Below are 16,615 nucleotides of genomic sequence, written 5' to 3'. Positions count from 1 at the left end.
CTGTTCGAGACCGAGACGCGACTACTCTACGTACACCCGCGTCACGTGCCCGCCACAGCCGCATTGCTCGACGTACTCGTACTGCAAACCCCCATCGAACCGCTCGGCGAGCGCGTCGTACAGGTACGTCTCCGGGTGACCGTGGTCGCCGTGGGTGACGAGGTTGACGTGGTGGCCGGCAGTCGTGTGTTCGACCGCGGCGACCGCCTCCGAAACCACGAGGTCGCGGTCCGCGGCGTGCCGCGGGAGTTCGAGGTTCGCCGACCACGAGGTGTCGTGGACGCGGTCGGTCGCCGAGTCGGGCGTTTCGTGGTCGTGGTCGGCAGGTCGCGAGTCGGTCGTCATGACGATTCGAGGAACGACTTCCGGCTCAAAGAGCGGCTATCCGAACATGTTCGTCCGGGCTGTTCGAGGCCGGGAAGCGGCGCGTGTAGCCTATAGCAGGCGTGTGAACCACGACCTGTATGGAGATTAAACGCAAGACCATCGCGAAGGCAATCGTCGTCGTGTTCGTCTTCAACCTCGTCGTGATGGGCGCGGGCGCGTGGTTCGCCTACCAGGAGGCCCCGCCGATTCCCGACGAGGTGGTCGGACCCGACGGCGACGTCGTCGCCAACGGCGACGTAATTCGAGAGGGTAAGACGGTGTTCCAGAAAGACGGCCTGATGAATCACGGGTCGATACTGGGCAACGGCGCGTACTACGGCGCGGACTACACCGCCGACGCGCTAAATTTGAAAGTCCAGTTCATGCGGAACTACTACGCCCAAGAGCGGTACGGTGAATCCTACGACCAACTCGACTCCGCCGACCAGGCCGCCGTCGCCGACGTGGTGAAATCCGACCTCGACGACAGCTACGAGGGCGGTTCGATTCAGTACACCGCGGCCGAGGTGTACGCCCACGAGCAAGTTCGACAGGAGTACGTCGAGCGCTACCACGAGGGCGACCACGAGCGCGGCGTCCCCGTGAACATGATCGACTCCGAGGAGGAGGCGCGGGCGTTCGCGGACTTCGCCATGTGGACGGCGTGGTTCTCCCACACCGACCGCCCCGACGGCACCCACTCGTACACGAACGACTGGCCGTACCAGCCCGGCGCGGGGAACGACGCCACCGCCGCTTCGATGACGTGGAGCGTCATCGCCATGGTGCTCCTCGTCGCGGGCGCGGGCCTCGGCATCTGGCTGTACAAGTCGGTCGAACTCCCCGAACCGTCGGCCGAGAATATCACGGTGCCCGAACCGGGTGACGTGAGCGTCTTCCCGAGTCAGCGGGCGGCGCTCCGGTTCGTCCCGGTCGCCGCCGGGTTGTTCTTGGCGCAGGTGCTGTTGGGCGGCCTGCTCGCGCACTTCTACATCGAGCGCGCCGGCTTCTTCGACATCGAGTCGATATTCGGCGTGCCCATCCTGCAACTGCTCCCGTTCGCCATCGCCAAGACGTGGCACATCGACCTCGGCATCCTCTGGATTGCCGCGACGTGGCTCGGCGCGGGCCTGTTCCTCCCGCCGCTTCTGACCGGCTACGAGCCGCCGAAGCAGTCGACGTACATCAACGTCCTCCTCGGCGCTATCGTCGTCGTCGTGGTCGGCGGCCTGTCGGGCATCTGGCTGGGTGCGAGCGGCTACATCGACGGCTCGCTGTGGTGGATTCTCGGCAACGAGGGGCTCGAATACCTCGAAGTCGGGAAGCTCTGGCAGTTCGGCATCCTCGCCGGCTTCCTCATCTGGGCGGCGCTGGCCGTCCGCGGCCTGAAGCCGCTTCTCGACAAGGAGCCGCCGTACGGGCTGGCGCACATGATTCTGTACGCCGGCAGCTCCATCGCCCTCCTGTTCACCGCGGGCTTCCTCTTTACCCCCGAGACGAACATCGCCGTCACGGAGTTCTGGCGCTGGTGGGTCGTCCACATGTGGGTCGAGGGAGCCTTCGAGTTCTTCATCGTCGCCATCGTCGGCCTGACGCTGGTGTCGATGAACCTCCTGTCGCGCCGGAGCGCCGAGAAGGCCGTCATGCTCCAGGCGCTGCTCGTCATGGGGACGGGCATCATCGGCGTCTCGCACCACTACTGGTGGGTCGGCATGCCCGACATGTGGGTTCCCATCGGGAGCGTCTTCTCGACGCTCGAACTCATCCCGCTGGTGTTCATCCTCTACGAGGCGCTCGGGCAGTACCGCGCGATGTCGGGTGAGTCGTTCCCGTACCGCCTGCCGTTCATGTTCATCGTCGCCAGCGGCGTCTGGAACTTCGTCGGCGCGGGCGTGCTCGGCTTCTTCATCAACCTCCCGCTCATCAACTACTACGAGCACGGGACGTACCTGACGGTCGGCCACGCCCACGCCGCGATGTTCGGCGCGTTCGGCTTCCTCGCGCTCGGCATGGTCACCTACATGCTCCAGCTCTCCATCGACGCCGAGCGCTGGGACGGCTCGTGGCTGCGCGCCGCCTTCTGGTGTTGGAACGTCGGCCTCGTGTTGATGGTGTTCGTCTCCGTCCTCCCGGTCGGCTTCCTCCAGTTGGAGACGGCGTTCACCGGGAGCTACGCCGCCGCCCGGAGCGTCGCCTTCTACGACCAGCCGCTGATTCAGACGCTGTTCTGGGCGCGGCTCCCCGGCGACACCCTCATCATCCTCGGGACGGTCATCTACGCGGCCGACCTCGTCAGAAAGCGGTTCGTCCTCCGGCAGTCCGCCGACGACCCGAGCGTCGAGGACATGGCCGTCGCCGAGAGTATCCTGGGCGACGACTAACGAGCGAGGCTCCGTCGAACCTCGCATTTTCTGCTAGCTTTTCGAAGTCGTGCTGCGTGACATCCTCCTCGCCGTAAACGGCGAGGCTTCCTACGCATGGGGAATACCAGTCAGTCGTCGTCACCAGAACCGGCGGTTCTGGTTGGCTCACGAGACGGAGTTTCGTGAACGCTGGCAGAGGGTTTCGACTCTTCGTAGGCCGTGAGCGTCATCTGCGCTGGTACGCTCTTCTCACGGTGAGTCGTGGCGGTGTCACAACCGCTCCCATCCCGAGGCGAGTCATCGCGTTCCGCCTTGTCAAGCGGGACGCTCTCTCCCCACGGGTCAACCCGTCGTGCGATATTCGCGGAAGCGTTGATGTCGGCCTGAAACGTCGAAACGTGGCAGTCGTCGTGCGGACACCGGAACTCGGCTTGTGAATCCCGCCGACCGATACGGTGGCACGAGTGGCACGTCTGCGAGGTGTACGCCGGATTCACGTACTCGACTGGGATGCCTGCTTCCGTCGCCTTGTCCTCGATGCGCCCTTGGAGCCGGGCGAACGCCCACGAGTGAAGCCGACGGTTCATGTACTTCCCGTAGTCGAGTCGTTCGCGGATATACGTCAGATTCTCCATTACCAACACCGGGTTTTCGAACTGTTGGGCGCACTCGACGGCTTCCCGAGACGCCTTCTCCACGATGTCGGTGAGCGCGTTCTGGTAGTGGTCGAACCGTTCGTCGGTACGCCACTCCGAAGCGTCACGCTCTTGGAGTCGTTTCAGGGTGGTGTGCATCTCTTTGCGGAGATGCTTCGCTCTGCTTCCGCTACGCACGAGCGGGTCAGTCGGAGAACCGTCCTTGAGGGCACAGCCCGTAATGAGGGCGGTTTCTCCGATGTCTAAGCCGATGTGCGTGGCGTCACCGTCCGTCGCTGGTTCTTCGACCGGGTACTCGACGGTGACGTGCAGTACCCAGTTCTTCCGATGTTGTTGAAGTCGTATCTCGCCCGCCTTTGCGTCCTCCGATACGAGGTCGTGCCAGAGGTCTTCCTGTCCGGGGTTGATGCGGAGCGGTATCCAGAAGTTCGTTCCCCGACCGGGACGGGGAACCCACCACGTGAACTCGTAGTCGCGTTCTTCAGAATGGTCGAACTTGGCGGCTTGGTTGGTGAGCCGTATCGGGTGTTCGTCGTCCAACTCCTTGGCGTTGTACGTCTTACGGAGTTTCGGGACGTAGTTGCAAAGGGCGGCCTTCGCCTGATACGGGAGGTCGTAAGGAGTCACGATGTCGCTCACTGCCGACATGGTACTCGCCCCGGAGTCGAACGCCTCTTGGAGACCGTCACGGTAGGTTTCGAGCAGGTCGCTGAGTTTCGACTGCTTGTGCGCGGTGGGTGGCGCGAACGTCGCCTGCAACGTCTTCGTGACGGTTGTGGACATCGCTACTGTTCCTCCACGTACTCCATCAACACGTCGATGCTCACCTGTCCGGTGGTAGCGAGGAAGTATCCCGGTTGCCAGAACGCGCTGTCGACCGCCTGCCGAGTCTCGGGGTACTCGTCCCGAATCTTGCGAGACGAAACGCCTTTGAGCGAGTTGATGAACTTGGTGAGGTTCGTGGTGGGCTTCGCCGTGAACAGGATATGAACGTGGTCGGAACCGCCGTTGACGTTCTGGATACTCACGCCGAAGTCCTCGGAGATGTCGCTGGCAATCTCACCGATGTGTTCGGCTATCTCGTCGGTGAGGATGTCCGCGCGGTACTTTGTGACGGTCACAAAGTGATATTGGAGCGCGTAGACCGTTTGCGACCCTTTTTCGAGGTTGTACTTCATTTGGTCGTGCCGATTTCTACACACCCAATTCTAATAAAATGTTTGCCGTCGTGGGATATTCGGCCTGCAACCGACGGTGGAACGTGTGGTAGTTGTCGGCTTCACGCCCGCCGTAAACGGCGGGATTCTCGCCTTGAAAAAAAGATAGTCTCACTCGTCTTGGGCTGTCTTCAGGTCGAGGCGCGGAGCAAACGATTCGTACGTCTCATCGCTCGAAACGATGGTATCACCATCTGATTCAACGAGGTGAAGCGCGTCGAACGGGGTGAACCCGTGGTCTTCGACGTAGGTCGCAGCTGTGACAACGGTGTCCACGTCACTACGTACTTCCAACAGAGCAGCGGCATTTGTGACGACTCGCTCTGTATCTCGTTCTTCACGATATGCAACCATGAGGAGTTCGATGAGTGTGAACTGAGACGTCCATAGTTCGTCCCGGTGGTCGCGGTATACTGCCTCTGCGGCGTCACCAAGCCAGTCTTCGTCCTTGATGAGTGCCAGAAGGAAGTCTGTCTCCGCGTACATTCAGCGTCCAGCCTCGTCTAGTGCTGCGTTACGTGCTTCCTGCCGGAGTTCTTCCGCTGTCTTCTCTACGTCTGCGAACTCAGAGCGAAGGGCATCGAGCGGGTCATCCTCGATTGGAATCAACTTGATACCGTCGTGAAGCTGGACGATGTGGTAGTGTTCGCCATACCGCTCTCGAATCTCTTTCGGGAGCGTCAGGCGTCCTCGACCATCCAGCGTTGCTTCGGACATACGCTCATATTAAGTGGGCAGATACAAGAATTTTCCCCAGAACGATTCAGATACCCACGCAAGCGAATCACGCTCGTGTGCTGAACTTATCCTCTGTCTGTGTCACACCACCCCATCAGATAACGGATGCACAACAGCGCAGCCGGCGACTGATTCACCGGCTCTGCTTTTCGCCGACATCGGACTGCCGACTCACTCCCACGCGAGCACCAGCCCCGTCGCGGCCCCGACGACGACCGTTCCACCGAGGGTCGCAATCACGCCCAGCGCCCCGAGGAACAGCGGGACAACGAGAAACAGAACAACGACCCTCACGAGCGCCGCCACCGGACCCATCCCGACCGGCGCTTCGAACGGACTCCCCTCCATCACGACCACCGCGAGTTCGAGCAGGTACATCGGGACCGGGAGCGCGAGCAACCCGACGAGGCCGCCGACGAGCGCGCCGCGGACTCGGGAGTTCGGCCCGCCGAGTCGCCGCCAGAGCAGGCTGGCGAGCAGGCCGCCGCCGAGAAAGCCCCCGGCGACGAGCACCGCCATCGGTCCGGAGGGGACGGCAGGGTCGCCGCCGGTCAGTAATTCGACCACCGGGTCGGCGAGAACGTACCAGAGCGCGAACGCGCCACCCGCGAGGGCGAACGTGAGCGACGGGCGGCGGCGCGCGGCAGAGAAGACCGAGGACCGAGGCATACAAGAGATTCGGCGCACCGGGAGAAGAAGTTCGCGGGCGGTGGAGAACCGACCGACGACGGGCGAAAACAGACCGAAAAACGACGCGCCGGACGCTACTCGACGACGACCGCACCCTTCATGCCGAGCGTCTCGTGGGGCGTACAGGCGTATTTGTACGTCCCCGTCTCCTCGAAGGTGTGTTCGAACGTGTGGCCGCTACTGCCCGCCAACTCCGATTCGAATTCGCCGTCAGCGGCGGCGACGTCGTGCGAGCCGCCCTTGCCGTTCCACTCCCAGACGACCGTGGTACCCGGTGAGACCCGCACGGCGGCCGGTCCGAACCCGAACGCGCCGCCGTTGGCCTGCGCGCCCACCGTCACCGTCACCGTCGAACTTCCCGTCTCGTCGGCGACGCCGTCGTAGTTGCCCACGTTGTCGAACCAGCCGTCGAACTGCGGGGCGCTCCCGCCGCCGGAACCGCTATCCGGACCGGTCGTTTCGCCGGACTCGGTCGTCGACTCCGCGGTCGATTCGGCGGTCGTCGCGTCGCCCCCGTCCGCCTCGTCCGCGTTCGCGGCGTCGCCGCCGGAGCCGGAACAACCGGCGAGCGCCGTCGACAGCGCCGCCGTCGCAGTCAGTGCCGTAAAGCGCCGTCTCGTGAGGTTGGTGTCGCGCGTCATCGACTGTACCTCGGCGGCGACGGATGCAAGCGGTTACCCCGAACGTGTTCGGGTCGGCTCCCGCAGGCCGCCATTCCCGAGGCGTCAGTCGCCCGCCGACCGACTTGCGGGCATCGGGCCGTCGTAGTCGGCGGGCACGTACCCGCAGAGCGGGTCGCTGGCCAGCGGGTCGCCGGTGTGGGCGTAGGCCCGCGAGCGACTGCCGCCGCAGACGTGGCGGAACTCGCACGCGCCGCACTTCCCACGGAGAGCGTCGCGGTCCCGGAGCGACCGAAAGAGGTCGCTCTCGCGGTACCGCTCGACGAGTCCGCCGTCGCGGACTGAGCCGGCGGACGCGGGGAGGAAGCCCGACGGGAACAGGTCGCCGGTGTGGCTGACGAAGGCGAAGCCGTCGCCCGCGGTGATACCGAGCCGGCGGCCGATGCCGTCGGTCGGGGGCGCGTCGCTCGCGTCCCGTCGGCGCTGGATGGCGACCCGACGGTAGTGGGGCGCTTCGGTCGTCTTGACGCCAAAAGGCGCTTCCTCGCTCACCTCGGTCAGCCACTCCATGACGCGCTCGGCCCGCTCGGGGGAAATCGGGTCGAGAACGCGCCCGCGCCCCACGGGGACGAGGAAGAACACGGACCAGAGGACCGCGCCGAGGTCGGCCACGAGGTCGCAGAGCGCGGGGAGTTCGCCGACCGTCTCGGCGCAGACAGTCGTGTTTATCTGGAGCGGGAGGCCGGCCTCGCGGGCCGCACGGGCGGCCGCGACGGTCTGCTCGAAACTCCCATCTTCGCCTCGGAAGGCGTCGTGCGACGCCGCGATCGCGCCGTCGAGGCTGAGCGCCATGCGCTTGACCCCCGCGTCGGCGAGGTCGGCGACCGTCTCGGGCGTCAGCGAGGACGTCCCGCTCGGGGTGAGCGTCATCCGGAGGCCCAAGCCGGTCCCGTACTCGGCGAGGTCCACGAGGTCCGAACGGGCGAGCGGGTCGCCGCCGGAGAGGACGACGAGTTGCCCCGGTCCGAACTCACGGGCTTGGTCGAGCAGGCGCTTTCCCTCCGCGGTGGTCAGTTCGTCGGGGTGTCTCGCGGGCGTCGCGTCCGCACGACAGTGGTCACACGCGAGGCCGCACGCCTGCGTGACCTCCCAGATGAGGACGAACGGCCGCCGCGAGGTGTCGATGCTCGACGGGTCCGGCGGGGCGGTCGCGGTCGGCGGTGCGTCCGCGTCGCTTCCCGCGCCCGCGTCGGTGTCGGCGTGTGGCGGTCGAGACATGGCTCTAGTCGGGTGGTTCGAAGGCCCGGAAGGTGAGCCACGCCCCGAACGTGTTCGGTTGCAGACCGGTGGCGACGAGACGAACACGTTCGGGGTGAATTTCCTGCTCCGGCGGCCCCACAACTTGGATATGGAGCACGAAGCGTACCTCGATGGACTCGACGCACCGAGCGAACGAGCGGTGGACTTCCTCGACGTGCGGGAGTTGCCGCCGCCGGAGCCGCTCACCGAGACGATGAACCGTCTCGCCGACCTCGACGGCGAAACCGTGTTCGTCCAGCTCAACGACCGCGAGCCGAAGTTTCTCTATCCGAAGCTCGACGACCGCGGGTTCGTCTACTGCTCGGCTGAGCGCGACGAGGGCGTCGTCACCGCGATTTGGGAACCCTGAGTCGTCGCTGTCACCGACTCTTCTCCAGCATTCCTCTCGTCAGCGTCGGCGTTGGCACTGTCTGCGTCCCGAAACGTGTCAGTCTCGTCTAATTTGGCATAATCGTTAATGTAATAACTCCTCACGCGTTTGTACGTGGTATGAGTTCAGACCACACGAATACCACCCACTCCGAATGGTGCCCCGACTGCGGCACGAAGATGGCCTTCACCGGTACGCAGCCAGCGGGACTCGCGCAGTTCTTCTGCGAGCAGTGTCGGTACCGCCGCGACCGGTTCGTCGGCGACGACTGAACCTCCGTTCGTCTTCTCGGGATTCGCGCGCTCGGGAGCGACCGCGTCCCCGTGTCTCGCAGTGTGGTACGACTCGCGAAGATGTTCGGAGCGCGTCTCCCAACTGTACAACCATTGTTCGTTTATACCCGTGTTCGGGCACTCGATTCAACCGGAGGGAGACACAGATGCTATCTACGACTCGGCGACGGACGCTCCAGTGGCTCGGACTCGGTGGCGCCGCATCGCTCGCCGGCTGTGCGACGAACGCACCGACCGCCGCACAGTCGCTCGACGAGACGGAGGAACCGACACAACAGCGCTCGACGAACCTCGTCGACCGGGTCGCGGCCGACCCCACTGACATCCCCGGCCCCATCGACCGAAGCGAGCCCGCCGAGGTCGACGTGACGCTCCGACCGGAGGAGGTGACCGCCGAGGTCGAAGACGGCGTGACGTTCACCTACATGACCTACAACGGGCAGGTCCCCGGCCCGTTCATCCGCGTCCGGCAGGGTGACACGGTGAACCTGACGTTCGAGAACCCCGAGGAGAACGCGATGCCGCACAACGTCGACTTCCACGCGGTCGCCGGTCCCGGCGGTGGCGCGGAGGCGACGATGACGAACCCCGGCGAGACGGCGCACCTGCGGTTCAAGGCGACCTACCCCGGGGCGTACATCTACCACTGCGCCGTGCCGAACATGGACATGCACATCAGCGCCGGGATGTTCGGGCTCATCCTCATCGAGCCGCCGGAGGGGCTTCCCGAAGTCGACCAGGAGGTCTACATCGGCCAGCACGAACTCTACACCGACAAGGCCGCCGGCGAGGAGGGCCAGCACAACTTCGACTACGAGTCGATGCGGAACGAGGACCCGACGTACGTCCTCATGAACGGCGAGAAGTACGCGTGGACGCCCAACGGCCGAGGACCGGCCGCGACCGTCGGCACCGGCGAGACGGTCCGGGTGTACTTCGTCGACGGGGGGCCGAACCTCTCCAGTAGCTTCCACCCCATCGGGAGCGTCTGGGAGACGCTCTACCCCGACGGCTCGTTGACGACGGAACCCCAGAGCCACATCCAGACGCGACTCGTCCCGCCGGGGAGCACGACCATCGCGACGATGAACTCGCCCGTCCCCGGCGACTTCAAACTCGTCGACCACTCGCTGTCCCGCGTCGCCCGCAAGGGTTGTATGGCGGTTATCCGCGCCGAGGGGCCGGAGGATCCCGAGATATTCGACCCCGACCCGGACCCGCAGTAGTGCCGTCGGACCACCCGGAAATCACCGACTGACTGCTGTTTTTTGGTATCTGTCTCTGTCGAACGCTCTCGGTGCTGAGAGAAACAGCGTGTGACGCTTAGAGGGGAGTTCGGCGCGTTAACTTTGCTACTGTAGACATTCGCGTCTGTAGATCTCGGTGAAGCATCAGGAGCCACTACTCCCAGTAGGAATCAACCGATTCACCAGCGAGTCGTGCGCGGACGAACAGGTACGCGAAATGAACTGGGACGTAGCCGAGACAGAAAATCCAGCCCTGTGGCTTCGAGACTAAGTCCCATGTGCGTTCAACGCCTCTCGTAGCATCCACCGAGAGCGTTTCCAAGCCAACTATCGACTCAAGAGCTGGTCCAACGACTATCACAAACACGCAGAGATAGAGAATAGCCACGGCAAGGATTTCGAACGATTGGTGAGCACGCATCGTTCCTCAAGTGGTGGACAGTAGATGTCGGCCGAAGATAAAGCCACTCTGAGGCTGGTTGGCATTCATTTTGCTCGACCGCTCCGACCGCGCCGAGCGCCGGCACCGAACGGTGAGTTGAACGTGTTCGGGGGTGGGCCTACGCCCGTGGCGACCCCACTTCGGACTATGCCAGACATTCCGTCCCTGTTCGGCGGGTCGCGAGGCGACCGCTTCGACGATAGCGACCAGTTCGTCCCCGAGCACCTGCCCGACCCGGACGCCTTCCTCGATGGTCACCGCGTCCTCGAGGGCGACGACCACGTCGCCGTCCACCGGGTCGCGCGCGAACTGTTCGAAGAACGGGGCGTCTACGACGTGACGTTCGGCTACAACCTCGCGCGACTGAACCTCGACCAGCGACACCCAGACGCCGGCTTCCGCTACGCGGAAGACCGAGACGACCCGTCGATTCTCCGCGTGGAGTTCACACCGACGACGCCGTTTTGCCCCCAGTCGAAGACACTCACCGTCGGCGCGTTCCGGGCGTGGAACGGCCTTGCCGACCGCCACGACTACGACCGCGTCCGGGTCCGCGTCGCGCCGATGCACCAGCAGGCCGACGCCATCAACGCGGAACTCGACGCGATGGATGCGGGCGACTTGCTGGCAGAGGCGGACCACTCGGCTCGCGCCGCTGGGTCGCCAGCGGGCGAGCGCGACGACGGGGTGGAATCGGGGTCACTATCGCTGTCCGAGGAGTTCGAAGCGGCGCTGAATCGGCTGTCGGGCGAAAAACAGTAGGCGTCCGTTTTCGTTCGTCGTGGTCCCGCAGTTCAGTCGTCGTTGGCCGGCGCGAACACGAGCACTGCGGTACTATCGACTGGGGCGCGCGGCGAGATGTCGCGGTCGCCGCCGAACCGCAGCAGCTCTCCCGCCGCGACCTCGTGCGTCTCGCCGCCGAGCGCGAGTTCCATCCGGCCGTCGACGACGTGGAAGACGATGTCGAACCCGGGGTGAGAGTGTTCCGGCACCTCGTCGCCGGCTTCGAGGCGGAGTCTGACGGTTTTCGGGCGGTCAGTCTCGAAGACGGGCGCGTGCATCTGCGGCGGGAGGTCGTCGAGCGCGGCGTGTTCTGGCATCACGAGTGAGTCGTCGGCCGCGCGGTCGGTAAGCCTGCGGCCGAACCTGTTCGGAGCGACACGACCGGGAGCGAACGAGACTGAGGGAACGAACCAGGTGAGTGACGGCAGGTGCGCTTTTGTCCTTCGCGGGAGATGACGTGTTCGATGCCCTCCATCGTCAACGAAACCGTGTTCAGCGAGCCCTCCGGCGGCCTCTTTCCTGTCGTCCAGCTCTGTGGCGCGGTCGTCTTCTCGGCTCTGTACTGGCAGTACGCCGTCGTAGAACAGTCCTTGTCGGGTGGGTGGCTCCTGTTCATGATTGCCGGGACTGCGCTGTCCGGAATTGCGGAATCGCTTCCGAAGAACCGGCGCCGAGCGGCCGGCGTCCTGCGCATCGCCGCAATTCTCGTCTTGACGTGCCTGCTCGCGATTCTCTTTCTCGCGCGCGAACTGCTCGGCCTCTGAGAGAGTGCGAGACGCGTCTCTGACGCCCTGACTCAGCCCGCGCCGTCGTCCGAATCGACAGCCGATGCGGCCGCGTCGCCGACCAACGATTGCGGACTGTGGAGCCAGATAACTCGCAGGAGGTTCGCGGCGAACACCGCGATACCGATGAGCACGAGCGTCCAGCCGGCCGTCTCGGCGGCCGGGGTGAGTCCGGCGAGGTCGTGTGCGACGACGGCGACGACGCCCGAGAGGACGAGGCCGAAGTCGAGGCGAGCGAGGCGGTCGCTGTAGAGGTCGTCGAGCATCGGCACGGGTTCGAGTCCGAGGCGGTCGCTGTAGCGGTGGACCCAGACGATGAAGGGGACGACGTGATAGAGCGTCCCGAGCACGACGAACCCGACGAACCCGAGGAGGAACAGTGAGTCGGCACCCGGTGCGCCGAACAGGCGGTCTCCGGCCAGCGGGTCCGCGAGCCACGCGGGGAGCGTCAGGACGGCCCAGCCGGCGAGCGCGACGGCCGCGATGGCGTATCGGGCGAGCATGGGCGTCCAGTTGACCGACGACTCGACGAGGCGACGGGCGAGAATCGTGGCGACGCCGAGAAGCGAGAGCGCGACGAGCGCGCCGCCGACCCGCGCGAGCGTCGGGTCAGAGACGAGTCGGCCGCCGGCGAGCGCGACGACGCCGAGTGGGTAGCCGACCTCCTCGCCCCGGCGGAGCCACACGTCGACGCCGCGGAGCTTCGTCTGGGTGAACATCGTCGCGAGCTGGTAGAGCGCGCCGACGACGGTCGTCACGACGACGCCGAAGACGGCGAGCGTGACGTGGGCCGCGCGGACGGTCCCGTGGGTCGCGCCGACGCTGGCGAAAAGCGGCCGCGTGAAGTCGACCGCGAGCAGGAACCCGAGTGCGGTGACGACCACGAGCGCGCCGATTGCGAGGCCGAAGTGGCGCTCAGTCACGTCGAACCCGTCGAGTCGAGAGAGCGTGCGCGCGATGTTGTAGGCGAACGTCCAGAAGCCGAGGAGGGCGACGGCACCGAAGACCGGCAGCAACGCGAACGCGCCGAGGAGGAAGCACCCCGCGAGGCCGACGAGGCCGACGCCGACGGCCCACAACTGCGCGGTCGCGAGCCGTCGGGAGTGGAGGTCGACGCCGGACCAGACCGGAACGAACTGCGTCATCGCACCCATGATGGTGACGCACACCCAGCCCGCGACGAGGAGATGGACGTGCGCGAGCCGGGCGGCACCGGGAGCGACGCCGACGGCGAGGCCGACTCGGAGGCCCACCGCGGCCGCGAGGAGACCGAGTGCGACGACGAAGTGCCGGAGCGGAATCGTCATCGGTGGCTGTCGAGCCGTGTCGATGTCGGCGGGAATGGCGCTCATACGCGGACTAGCGCGGCCCGGAGTCCTACCGGTGACTCCGAACATATTCGCCGAGGGTGGAGAAACGAAGGAGAGGACCGGGACCACGGCCCCGACCCGTGGTCACGACGCTACTTTTTCGGGAACGTCGCCGCGAATTCGTCGGGAGCGCGCTGTTCGACGGTGTAGTTGTCGGCGTCGAAGGCGTCGACTTCCGCCTGCATTTCGTAGAACAGCGGCTTCGGGTCGTGGTCGTTGAGCATCGTCAGCGACTCGCCTGCGTCGAGGTCGTCGAACGCGGCGTGAATCTTCGGGTGGCGCTCGACCGGTGGAAGTTCGCGCACGTCGAGGGTGGTGTCTGCCATACACGTCGAACCTCGCGGGAGACTACCGAGTCGATTGCCCCGAACACGTTCGCCGGCACACCCGAGTCGAATCGATACTACCTGTCGCACATTGCTAGTAAACATAATGATCTGCGACTGTTCTCGGTGAAGAATACGTTTGTCGCCGAGCCGTGTCCTGTTTCGAACGAGCACTGAATGAGTTCTGAATACGGGTTTTATAGCGCCTCTACTGCAGTTTCTGATTCTCAAAGTACTCTCTCGAACGACAGTCGTTTCTCGAGTGTCACCGACGAAAATCAGTCTGAGAGGTATATTTATAACGATTCAATATATTGTTTACTGGTAAGCCCACACCAGAAATAACAAATTGGGCAGGGCACGGAACACACATGACAGACACATACGTCGGTTCGATCGACCAGGGGACGACCGGAACGCGCTTCATGATCTTCGATCACAGCGGGCAGGTCGTCGGCAACGCCTACGAGAAACACGAGCAGATTTACCCGAATCCGGGCTGGGTCGAACACGACCCCCTCGAAATCTGGGAGAACACGAAACAGGTCATCACGGACGGGTTGGCCGACGCCGGCCTCGACGCGGCGCAACTCGAAGCGCTCGGCATCACGAACCAGCGCGAGACGACCATCGTCTGGGACCGCGAGACGGGCAAGCCGGTCCACAACGCGCTCGTCTGGCAGGACCGTCGGACGACCGACCGCGTCGAGGAGCTCCAGGCCGAAGACAAAGTCGAGTGGATTCGCGAGAAGACCGGCCTCGAAGCGGACGCCTACTTCTCGGCGACGAAAGTCGAGTGGATTCTCGACAACGCGGAGCCGCTGAAGCTCCAGAGTTCGCGCGGCGACGACCTCCGCAGTCGGGCCGAGGAGGGCGAACTCCTGATGGGCACCATCGACGCGTGGCTCATCTACAACCTGACGGGCAACCACATCACTGACGTATCGAACGCCTCGCGGACGATGCTCTACGACATCGAGGCGCTCGACTGGGACGACGACCTCCTCGCCGAGTTCGACGTACCCAAAGAGATGGTCCCGGAGGTCCGGCCGTCCTCGGACGAGAACCTCTACGGCCACACGGACGCCGACGGCTTCCTCGGTGCTTCGATACCCGTCGCGGGCGCGCTCGGCGACCAGCAGGCAGCGTTGTTCGGCCAGACCTGCTTCGACGAGGGCGACGCGAAGAACACCTACGGCACCGGCTCGTTCTACCTCATGAACACCGGGACCGAGGCGGTCTCGTCCGACCACGGCCTCCTGACGACCATCGGGTTCCAACTCTCCGGCGAGCCCGTCCAGTACGCCCTCGAAGGCTCTATCTTCATCACGGGCGCGGCCATCGAGTGGCTCGAAGACGTCGACCTCATCAACAACGCCGCCCAGACCGCTGAGCTGGCGCGTTCGGTTAAATCCACCGACGGCGTCTACATGGTCCCGGCGTTCACGGGCCTCGGTGCGCCCCACTGGGACGGTCGCGCCCGCGGCACCATCGTCGGCATGACCCGCGGCACGCGAAAAGAGCATCTCGTCCGTGCGACGCTCGAATCCATCGCCTACCAGACCCGCGACGTGGCCGAGGCGATGGAGGCGGACTCCGGCGTCGAACTGAACGCGCTCCGCGTCGACGGCGGCGCGGTCAAGAACAACTTCCTCTGTCAGCTCCAGTCCGACATCATCCAGACGGACATCGCCCGGCCGGAGGTCGACGAGACGACCGCCCTCGGGTCGGCGTACGCCGCCGGCCTCGCCGTCGGCTACTGGGACACCGTCGACGAACTCCGCGACAACTGGCAGGTCGACCGAGAGTTCTCGCCCGAAGCCGACACCGAGCGCGTCGACAAGATGTACGACCGCTGGCACGACGCGGTCGACCGCTCGCTCGACTGGGCGCGCGAAGACGAAGCCGAGGGGGACGAGTGAGATGGCCATCGTGTTCGGCCTCGAAGCCATCGACATCCTCGTGCTCGTCATCGCCTCGTTCGCGGGCGGGATGTTCGGCGCGTCCCTCGGGGCGCTGCCGGCGTTCATCTTCACCGGTATCATGGTGCTCGTCGGCGAGGCCGGCAACGTCGTCTCCACGGAGTTCGTCGGGGGCGGTGGCCTCGTCGCCGACGCCGCGGGCGGCTACGGTGCCGGCATCGTCGGCCCGCTGGCGTTCGGCCCCGTCTTCGGCCCCCACGTCGCCTTCGCGGGCGGCGTCGCCGCCGCGGCCTACGCCGCGAAGAACGACGGTATGCCCGCGCCCGCCGACGGCGACTACCACCCTGCGAAGGACATCGCGTACGCGCTCGGCACCCGGCCGGACATCCTCGCGGTGGGCGGCGTCTTCGGCGTCATCGGGATGGCGGTTCGCCAGACCTCTGCTGGGCTCGCACTCCCGCTCGACCCGCCGGCGGTCGGCGTCGTCCTGACCGCGCTGCTCGCCCGCGCCGTCTTCGGCTACGAACTCGTCGGAACCCCCCGCGGCAAGGGTTTCCTCGACGTGTCGCCGTTCGAGACGGGCAAAAAGCGCGAGGCGATGACCGACGGCGGGACCGCCACCGGCGGTTCGTACCGCCTCGCGGTCGAGCCGTGGCTCCCGCACCAGTACAAGTGGAGCGGCGTCGCCGCCGTCGGGATGGCCGTCGGCATCCTCAGCGCGTACATCTTCGCACGCACGGGGAGCCTGTTCATCCCGTTCGGTATCTCCGCGACGAGCCTGCTGTTCTTGAACCTCGGCGTCGAGAAGATACCCGTCACCCACCACATGAGTCTGCCGGCGACGTTCATCGCCAGCATGGCCATGCTCGACGGCGCGAGCGTCCCCGTCGCGCTCGTCCTCGGCGCGGGCTTCGGCGTCCTCGGCGGCGTCCTCGGCGAGGTGTACGAGCGCGTCTTCTACGCGCACGGCAGCACCCACTTCGACCCGCCCGCGGCCTCCATCGTGACGACCACGTTCGTCCTCGGCCTGCTCGCTATCGCCGGCGTGTTCACCACGGCCGGCGCGGTGCCGCTGCCGTGAGCAGTCAGAACTGATATACCTCCCAT

At 65.2% G+C, this 16,615-nt stretch carries 18 protein-coding genes and 1 pseudogene; 8 read left to right on the top strand and 11 right to left on the bottom strand.

The genetic code is table 11. From position 1 onward, the window contains the following. Window positions 1-21 precede the first annotated feature (21 nt). On the bottom strand, window positions 22-345 hold the full coding sequence (locus tag C5B90_RS12600; RefSeq protein WP_115881927.1) for a CGCGG family rSAM-modified RiPP protein: 324 nt from the start codon (window positions 343-345) through the stop codon (window positions 22-24). A 119-nt stretch (window positions 346-464) separates the two neighbouring features. On the opposite strand from C5B90_RS12600, the gene C5B90_RS12595 reads away from it, so the two are divergent. Continuing rightward, complete coding sequence (locus C5B90_RS12595; protein WP_115881925.1) at window positions 465-2,747, top strand: nitric-oxide reductase large subunit; 2,283 nt, start codon at window positions 465-467, stop codon at window positions 2,745-2,747. 110 nt (window positions 2,748-2,857) lie between these two features. Here the strand turns inward: C5B90_RS12595 and C5B90_RS12590 are convergent, their stop codons facing one another. The 7 genes from C5B90_RS12590 to C5B90_RS12560 all read right to left on the bottom strand — a co-directional run bounded on the left by C5B90_RS12590 (window position 2,858) and on the right by C5B90_RS12560 (window position 7,928). After that, a complete protein-coding gene (locus C5B90_RS12590) occupies window positions 2,858-4,168 on the bottom strand; it encodes an RNA-guided endonuclease TnpB family protein (protein WP_115881923.1) in 1,311 nt (436 codons plus the stop codon). 2 nt (window positions 4,169-4,170) lie between these two features. Beyond that, entirely contained in the window at window positions 4,171-4,563 is a 393-nt protein-coding gene (tnpA, locus tag C5B90_RS12585; protein WP_115881921.1) for an IS200/IS605 family transposase, read from the bottom strand. 150 nt (window positions 4,564-4,713) lie between these two features. Next, complete coding sequence (locus tag C5B90_RS12580; RefSeq protein WP_115881919.1) at window positions 4,714-5,088, bottom strand: PIN domain-containing protein; 375 nt, start codon at window positions 5,086-5,088, stop codon at window positions 4,714-4,716. Next, entirely contained in the window at window positions 5,089-5,319 is a 231-nt protein-coding gene (locus C5B90_RS12575) for an AbrB/MazE/SpoVT family DNA-binding domain-containing protein (RefSeq protein ID WP_115881917.1), read from the bottom strand. It lies immediately after the preceding gene. A gap of 192 nt (window positions 5,320-5,511) precedes the next feature. Next, window positions 5,512-6,009, bottom strand: a complete 498-nt coding sequence (locus C5B90_RS12570; RefSeq protein WP_115881915.1) for a hypothetical protein — start codon at window positions 6,007-6,009, stop codon at window positions 5,512-5,514. A 95-nt stretch (window positions 6,010-6,104) separates the two neighbouring features. Further along, window positions 6,105-6,671 (bottom strand): halocyanin domain-containing protein, encoded by a 567-nt coding sequence (locus C5B90_RS12565; RefSeq protein ID WP_115881914.1) that lies wholly within the window; start codon window positions 6,669-6,671, stop codon window positions 6,105-6,107. Between the two features lie 84 nt (window positions 6,672-6,755). Continuing rightward, window positions 6,756-7,928 carry a TIGR04053 family radical SAM/SPASM domain-containing protein gene (locus C5B90_RS12560; protein ID WP_115881912.1) on the bottom strand — a complete coding sequence of 391 codons (1,173 nt, stop codon included), beginning with the start codon at window positions 7,926-7,928 and terminating at the stop codon, window positions 6,756-6,758. A 32-nt stretch (window positions 7,929-7,960) separates the two neighbouring features. Between C5B90_RS12560 and C5B90_RS12555 the strand changes: the two are divergent. The 4 genes and pseudogenes from C5B90_RS12555 (at window position 7,961) to C5B90_RS12540 (ending at window position 11,084) form a co-directional block, all read left to right on the top strand. Then, window positions 7,961-8,319, top strand: a pseudogene (locus C5B90_RS12555) (DUF2249 domain-containing protein). A gap of 140 nt (window positions 8,320-8,459) precedes the next feature. Beyond that, window positions 8,460-8,612 carry an HVO_2142 family zinc finger protein gene (locus C5B90_RS20585; protein ID WP_158250823.1) on the top strand — a complete coding sequence of 51 codons (153 nt, stop codon included), beginning with the start codon at window positions 8,460-8,462 and terminating at the stop codon, window positions 8,610-8,612. Window positions 8,613-8,779: 167 nt separating this feature from the next. After that, the gene (nirK, locus tag C5B90_RS12550; protein WP_115881908.1) at window positions 8,780-9,859 is read left to right on the top strand and encodes a copper-containing nitrite reductase; all 1,080 of its coding nucleotides are present in this window, start codon (window positions 8,780-8,782) and stop codon (window positions 9,857-9,859) included. Between the two features lie 610 nt (window positions 9,860-10,469). Continuing rightward, window positions 10,470-11,084 (top strand): hypothetical protein, encoded by a 615-nt coding sequence (locus tag C5B90_RS12540; protein ID WP_115881904.1) that lies wholly within the window; start codon window positions 10,470-10,472, stop codon window positions 11,082-11,084. 32 nt (window positions 11,085-11,116) lie between these two features. On the opposite strand, the gene C5B90_RS12535 is transcribed toward C5B90_RS12540, so the two are convergent. Continuing rightward, entirely contained in the window at window positions 11,117-11,422 is a 306-nt protein-coding gene (locus C5B90_RS12535) for a cupin domain-containing protein (protein WP_115881902.1), read from the bottom strand. A gap of 147 nt (window positions 11,423-11,569) precedes the next feature. Here C5B90_RS12535 and C5B90_RS12530 point away from each other — a divergent pair, with 147 nt between their 5' ends. After that, a complete protein-coding gene (locus C5B90_RS12530; RefSeq protein ID WP_115881900.1) occupies window positions 11,570-11,869 on the top strand; it encodes a hypothetical protein in 300 nt (99 codons plus the stop codon). 32 nt (window positions 11,870-11,901) lie between these two features. On the opposite strand, the gene C5B90_RS12525 is transcribed toward C5B90_RS12530, so the two are convergent. Next, window positions 11,902-13,242, bottom strand: coding sequence for a hypothetical protein (locus tag C5B90_RS12525; protein WP_115881898.1), 1,341 nt, complete (start codon window positions 13,240-13,242; stop codon window positions 11,902-11,904). Between the two features lie 110 nt (window positions 13,243-13,352). Further along, window positions 13,353-13,586 (bottom strand): DUF2249 domain-containing protein, encoded by a 234-nt coding sequence (locus tag C5B90_RS12520; protein ID WP_115881896.1) that lies wholly within the window; start codon window positions 13,584-13,586, stop codon window positions 13,353-13,355. Between the two features lie 371 nt (window positions 13,587-13,957). Between C5B90_RS12520 and glpK the strand changes: the two genes are divergently transcribed. Continuing rightward, a complete protein-coding gene (gene glpK / locus C5B90_RS12515; protein WP_115881894.1) occupies window positions 13,958-15,508 on the top strand; it encodes a glycerol kinase GlpK in 1,551 nt (516 codons plus the stop codon). A gap of 1 nt (window position 15,509) precedes the next feature. Continuing rightward, a complete protein-coding gene (locus tag C5B90_RS12510; RefSeq protein WP_115881892.1) occupies window positions 15,510-16,589 on the top strand; it encodes a hypothetical protein in 1,080 nt (359 codons plus the stop codon). The last annotated feature ends 26 nt before the right edge of the window (window positions 16,590-16,615 follow it).

Source organism: Haloferax sp. Atlit-12N, assembly GCF_003383095.1.
In the GTDB taxonomy this organism is placed as follows: domain Archaea; phylum Halobacteriota; class Halobacteria; order Halobacteriales; family Haloferacaceae; genus Haloferax.
The sequence above is the reverse complement of the archived record's forward strand: the minus strand, read 5'-3'. Positions and strand labels throughout refer to the sequence as shown.

Excerpts from the sequence above, each read along its gene's own strand:
- C5B90_RS12580 (WP_115881919.1), bottom strand. The coding sequence starts at position 5,088 with ATGTACGCGGAGACAGACTTCCTTCTGGCACTCATCAAGGACGAAGAC.
- C5B90_RS12570 (WP_115881915.1), bottom strand. The coding sequence starts at position 6,009 with ATGCCTCGGTCCTCGGTCTTCTCTGCCGCGCGCCGCCGCCCGTCGCTC.
- C5B90_RS12540 (WP_115881904.1), top strand. The coding sequence starts at position 10,470 with ATGCCAGACATTCCGTCCCTGTTCGGCGGGTCGCGAGGCGACCGCTTC.
- tnpA (WP_115881921.1), bottom strand. The coding sequence starts at position 4,563 with ATGAAGTACAACCTCGAAAAAGGGTCGCAAACGGTCTACGCGCTCCAA.
- C5B90_RS12595 (WP_115881925.1), top strand. The coding sequence starts at position 465 with ATGGAGATTAAACGCAAGACCATCGCGAAGGCAATCGTCGTCGTGTTC.
- C5B90_RS12590 (WP_115881923.1), bottom strand. The coding sequence starts at position 4,168 with ATGTCCACAACCGTCACGAAGACGTTGCAGGCGACGTTCGCGCCACCC.
- C5B90_RS12520 (WP_115881896.1), bottom strand. The coding sequence starts at position 13,586 with ATGGCAGACACCACCCTCGACGTGCGCGAACTTCCACCGGTCGAGCGC.
- glpK (WP_115881894.1), top strand. The coding sequence starts at position 13,958 with ATGACAGACACATACGTCGGTTCGATCGACCAGGGGACGACCGGAACG.
- C5B90_RS12535 (WP_115881902.1), bottom strand. The coding sequence starts at position 11,422 with ATGCCAGAACACGCCGCGCTCGACGACCTCCCGCCGCAGATGCACGCG.
- nirK (WP_115881908.1), top strand. The coding sequence starts at position 8,780 with ATGCTATCTACGACTCGGCGACGGACGCTCCAGTGGCTCGGACTCGGT.
- C5B90_RS12530 (WP_115881900.1), top strand. The coding sequence starts at position 11,570 with ATGCCCTCCATCGTCAACGAAACCGTGTTCAGCGAGCCCTCCGGCGGC.
- C5B90_RS12565 (WP_115881914.1), bottom strand. The coding sequence starts at position 6,671 with ATGACGCGCGACACCAACCTCACGAGACGGCGCTTTACGGCACTGACT.
- C5B90_RS12560 (WP_115881912.1), bottom strand. The coding sequence starts at position 7,928 with ATGTCTCGACCGCCACACGCCGACACCGACGCGGGCGCGGGAAGCGAC.
- C5B90_RS12575 (WP_115881917.1), bottom strand. The coding sequence starts at position 5,319 with ATGTCCGAAGCAACGCTGGATGGTCGAGGACGCCTGACGCTCCCGAAA.
- C5B90_RS12600 (WP_115881927.1), bottom strand. The coding sequence starts at position 345 with ATGACGACCGACTCGCGACCTGCCGACCACGACCACGAAACGCCCGAC.
- C5B90_RS12510 (WP_115881892.1), top strand. The coding sequence starts at position 15,510 with ATGGCCATCGTGTTCGGCCTCGAAGCCATCGACATCCTCGTGCTCGTC.
- C5B90_RS20585 (WP_158250823.1), top strand. The coding sequence starts at position 8,460 with ATGAGTTCAGACCACACGAATACCACCCACTCCGAATGGTGCCCCGAC.
- C5B90_RS12525 (WP_115881898.1), bottom strand. The coding sequence starts at position 13,242 with ATGAGCGCCATTCCCGCCGACATCGACACGGCTCGACAGCCACCGATG.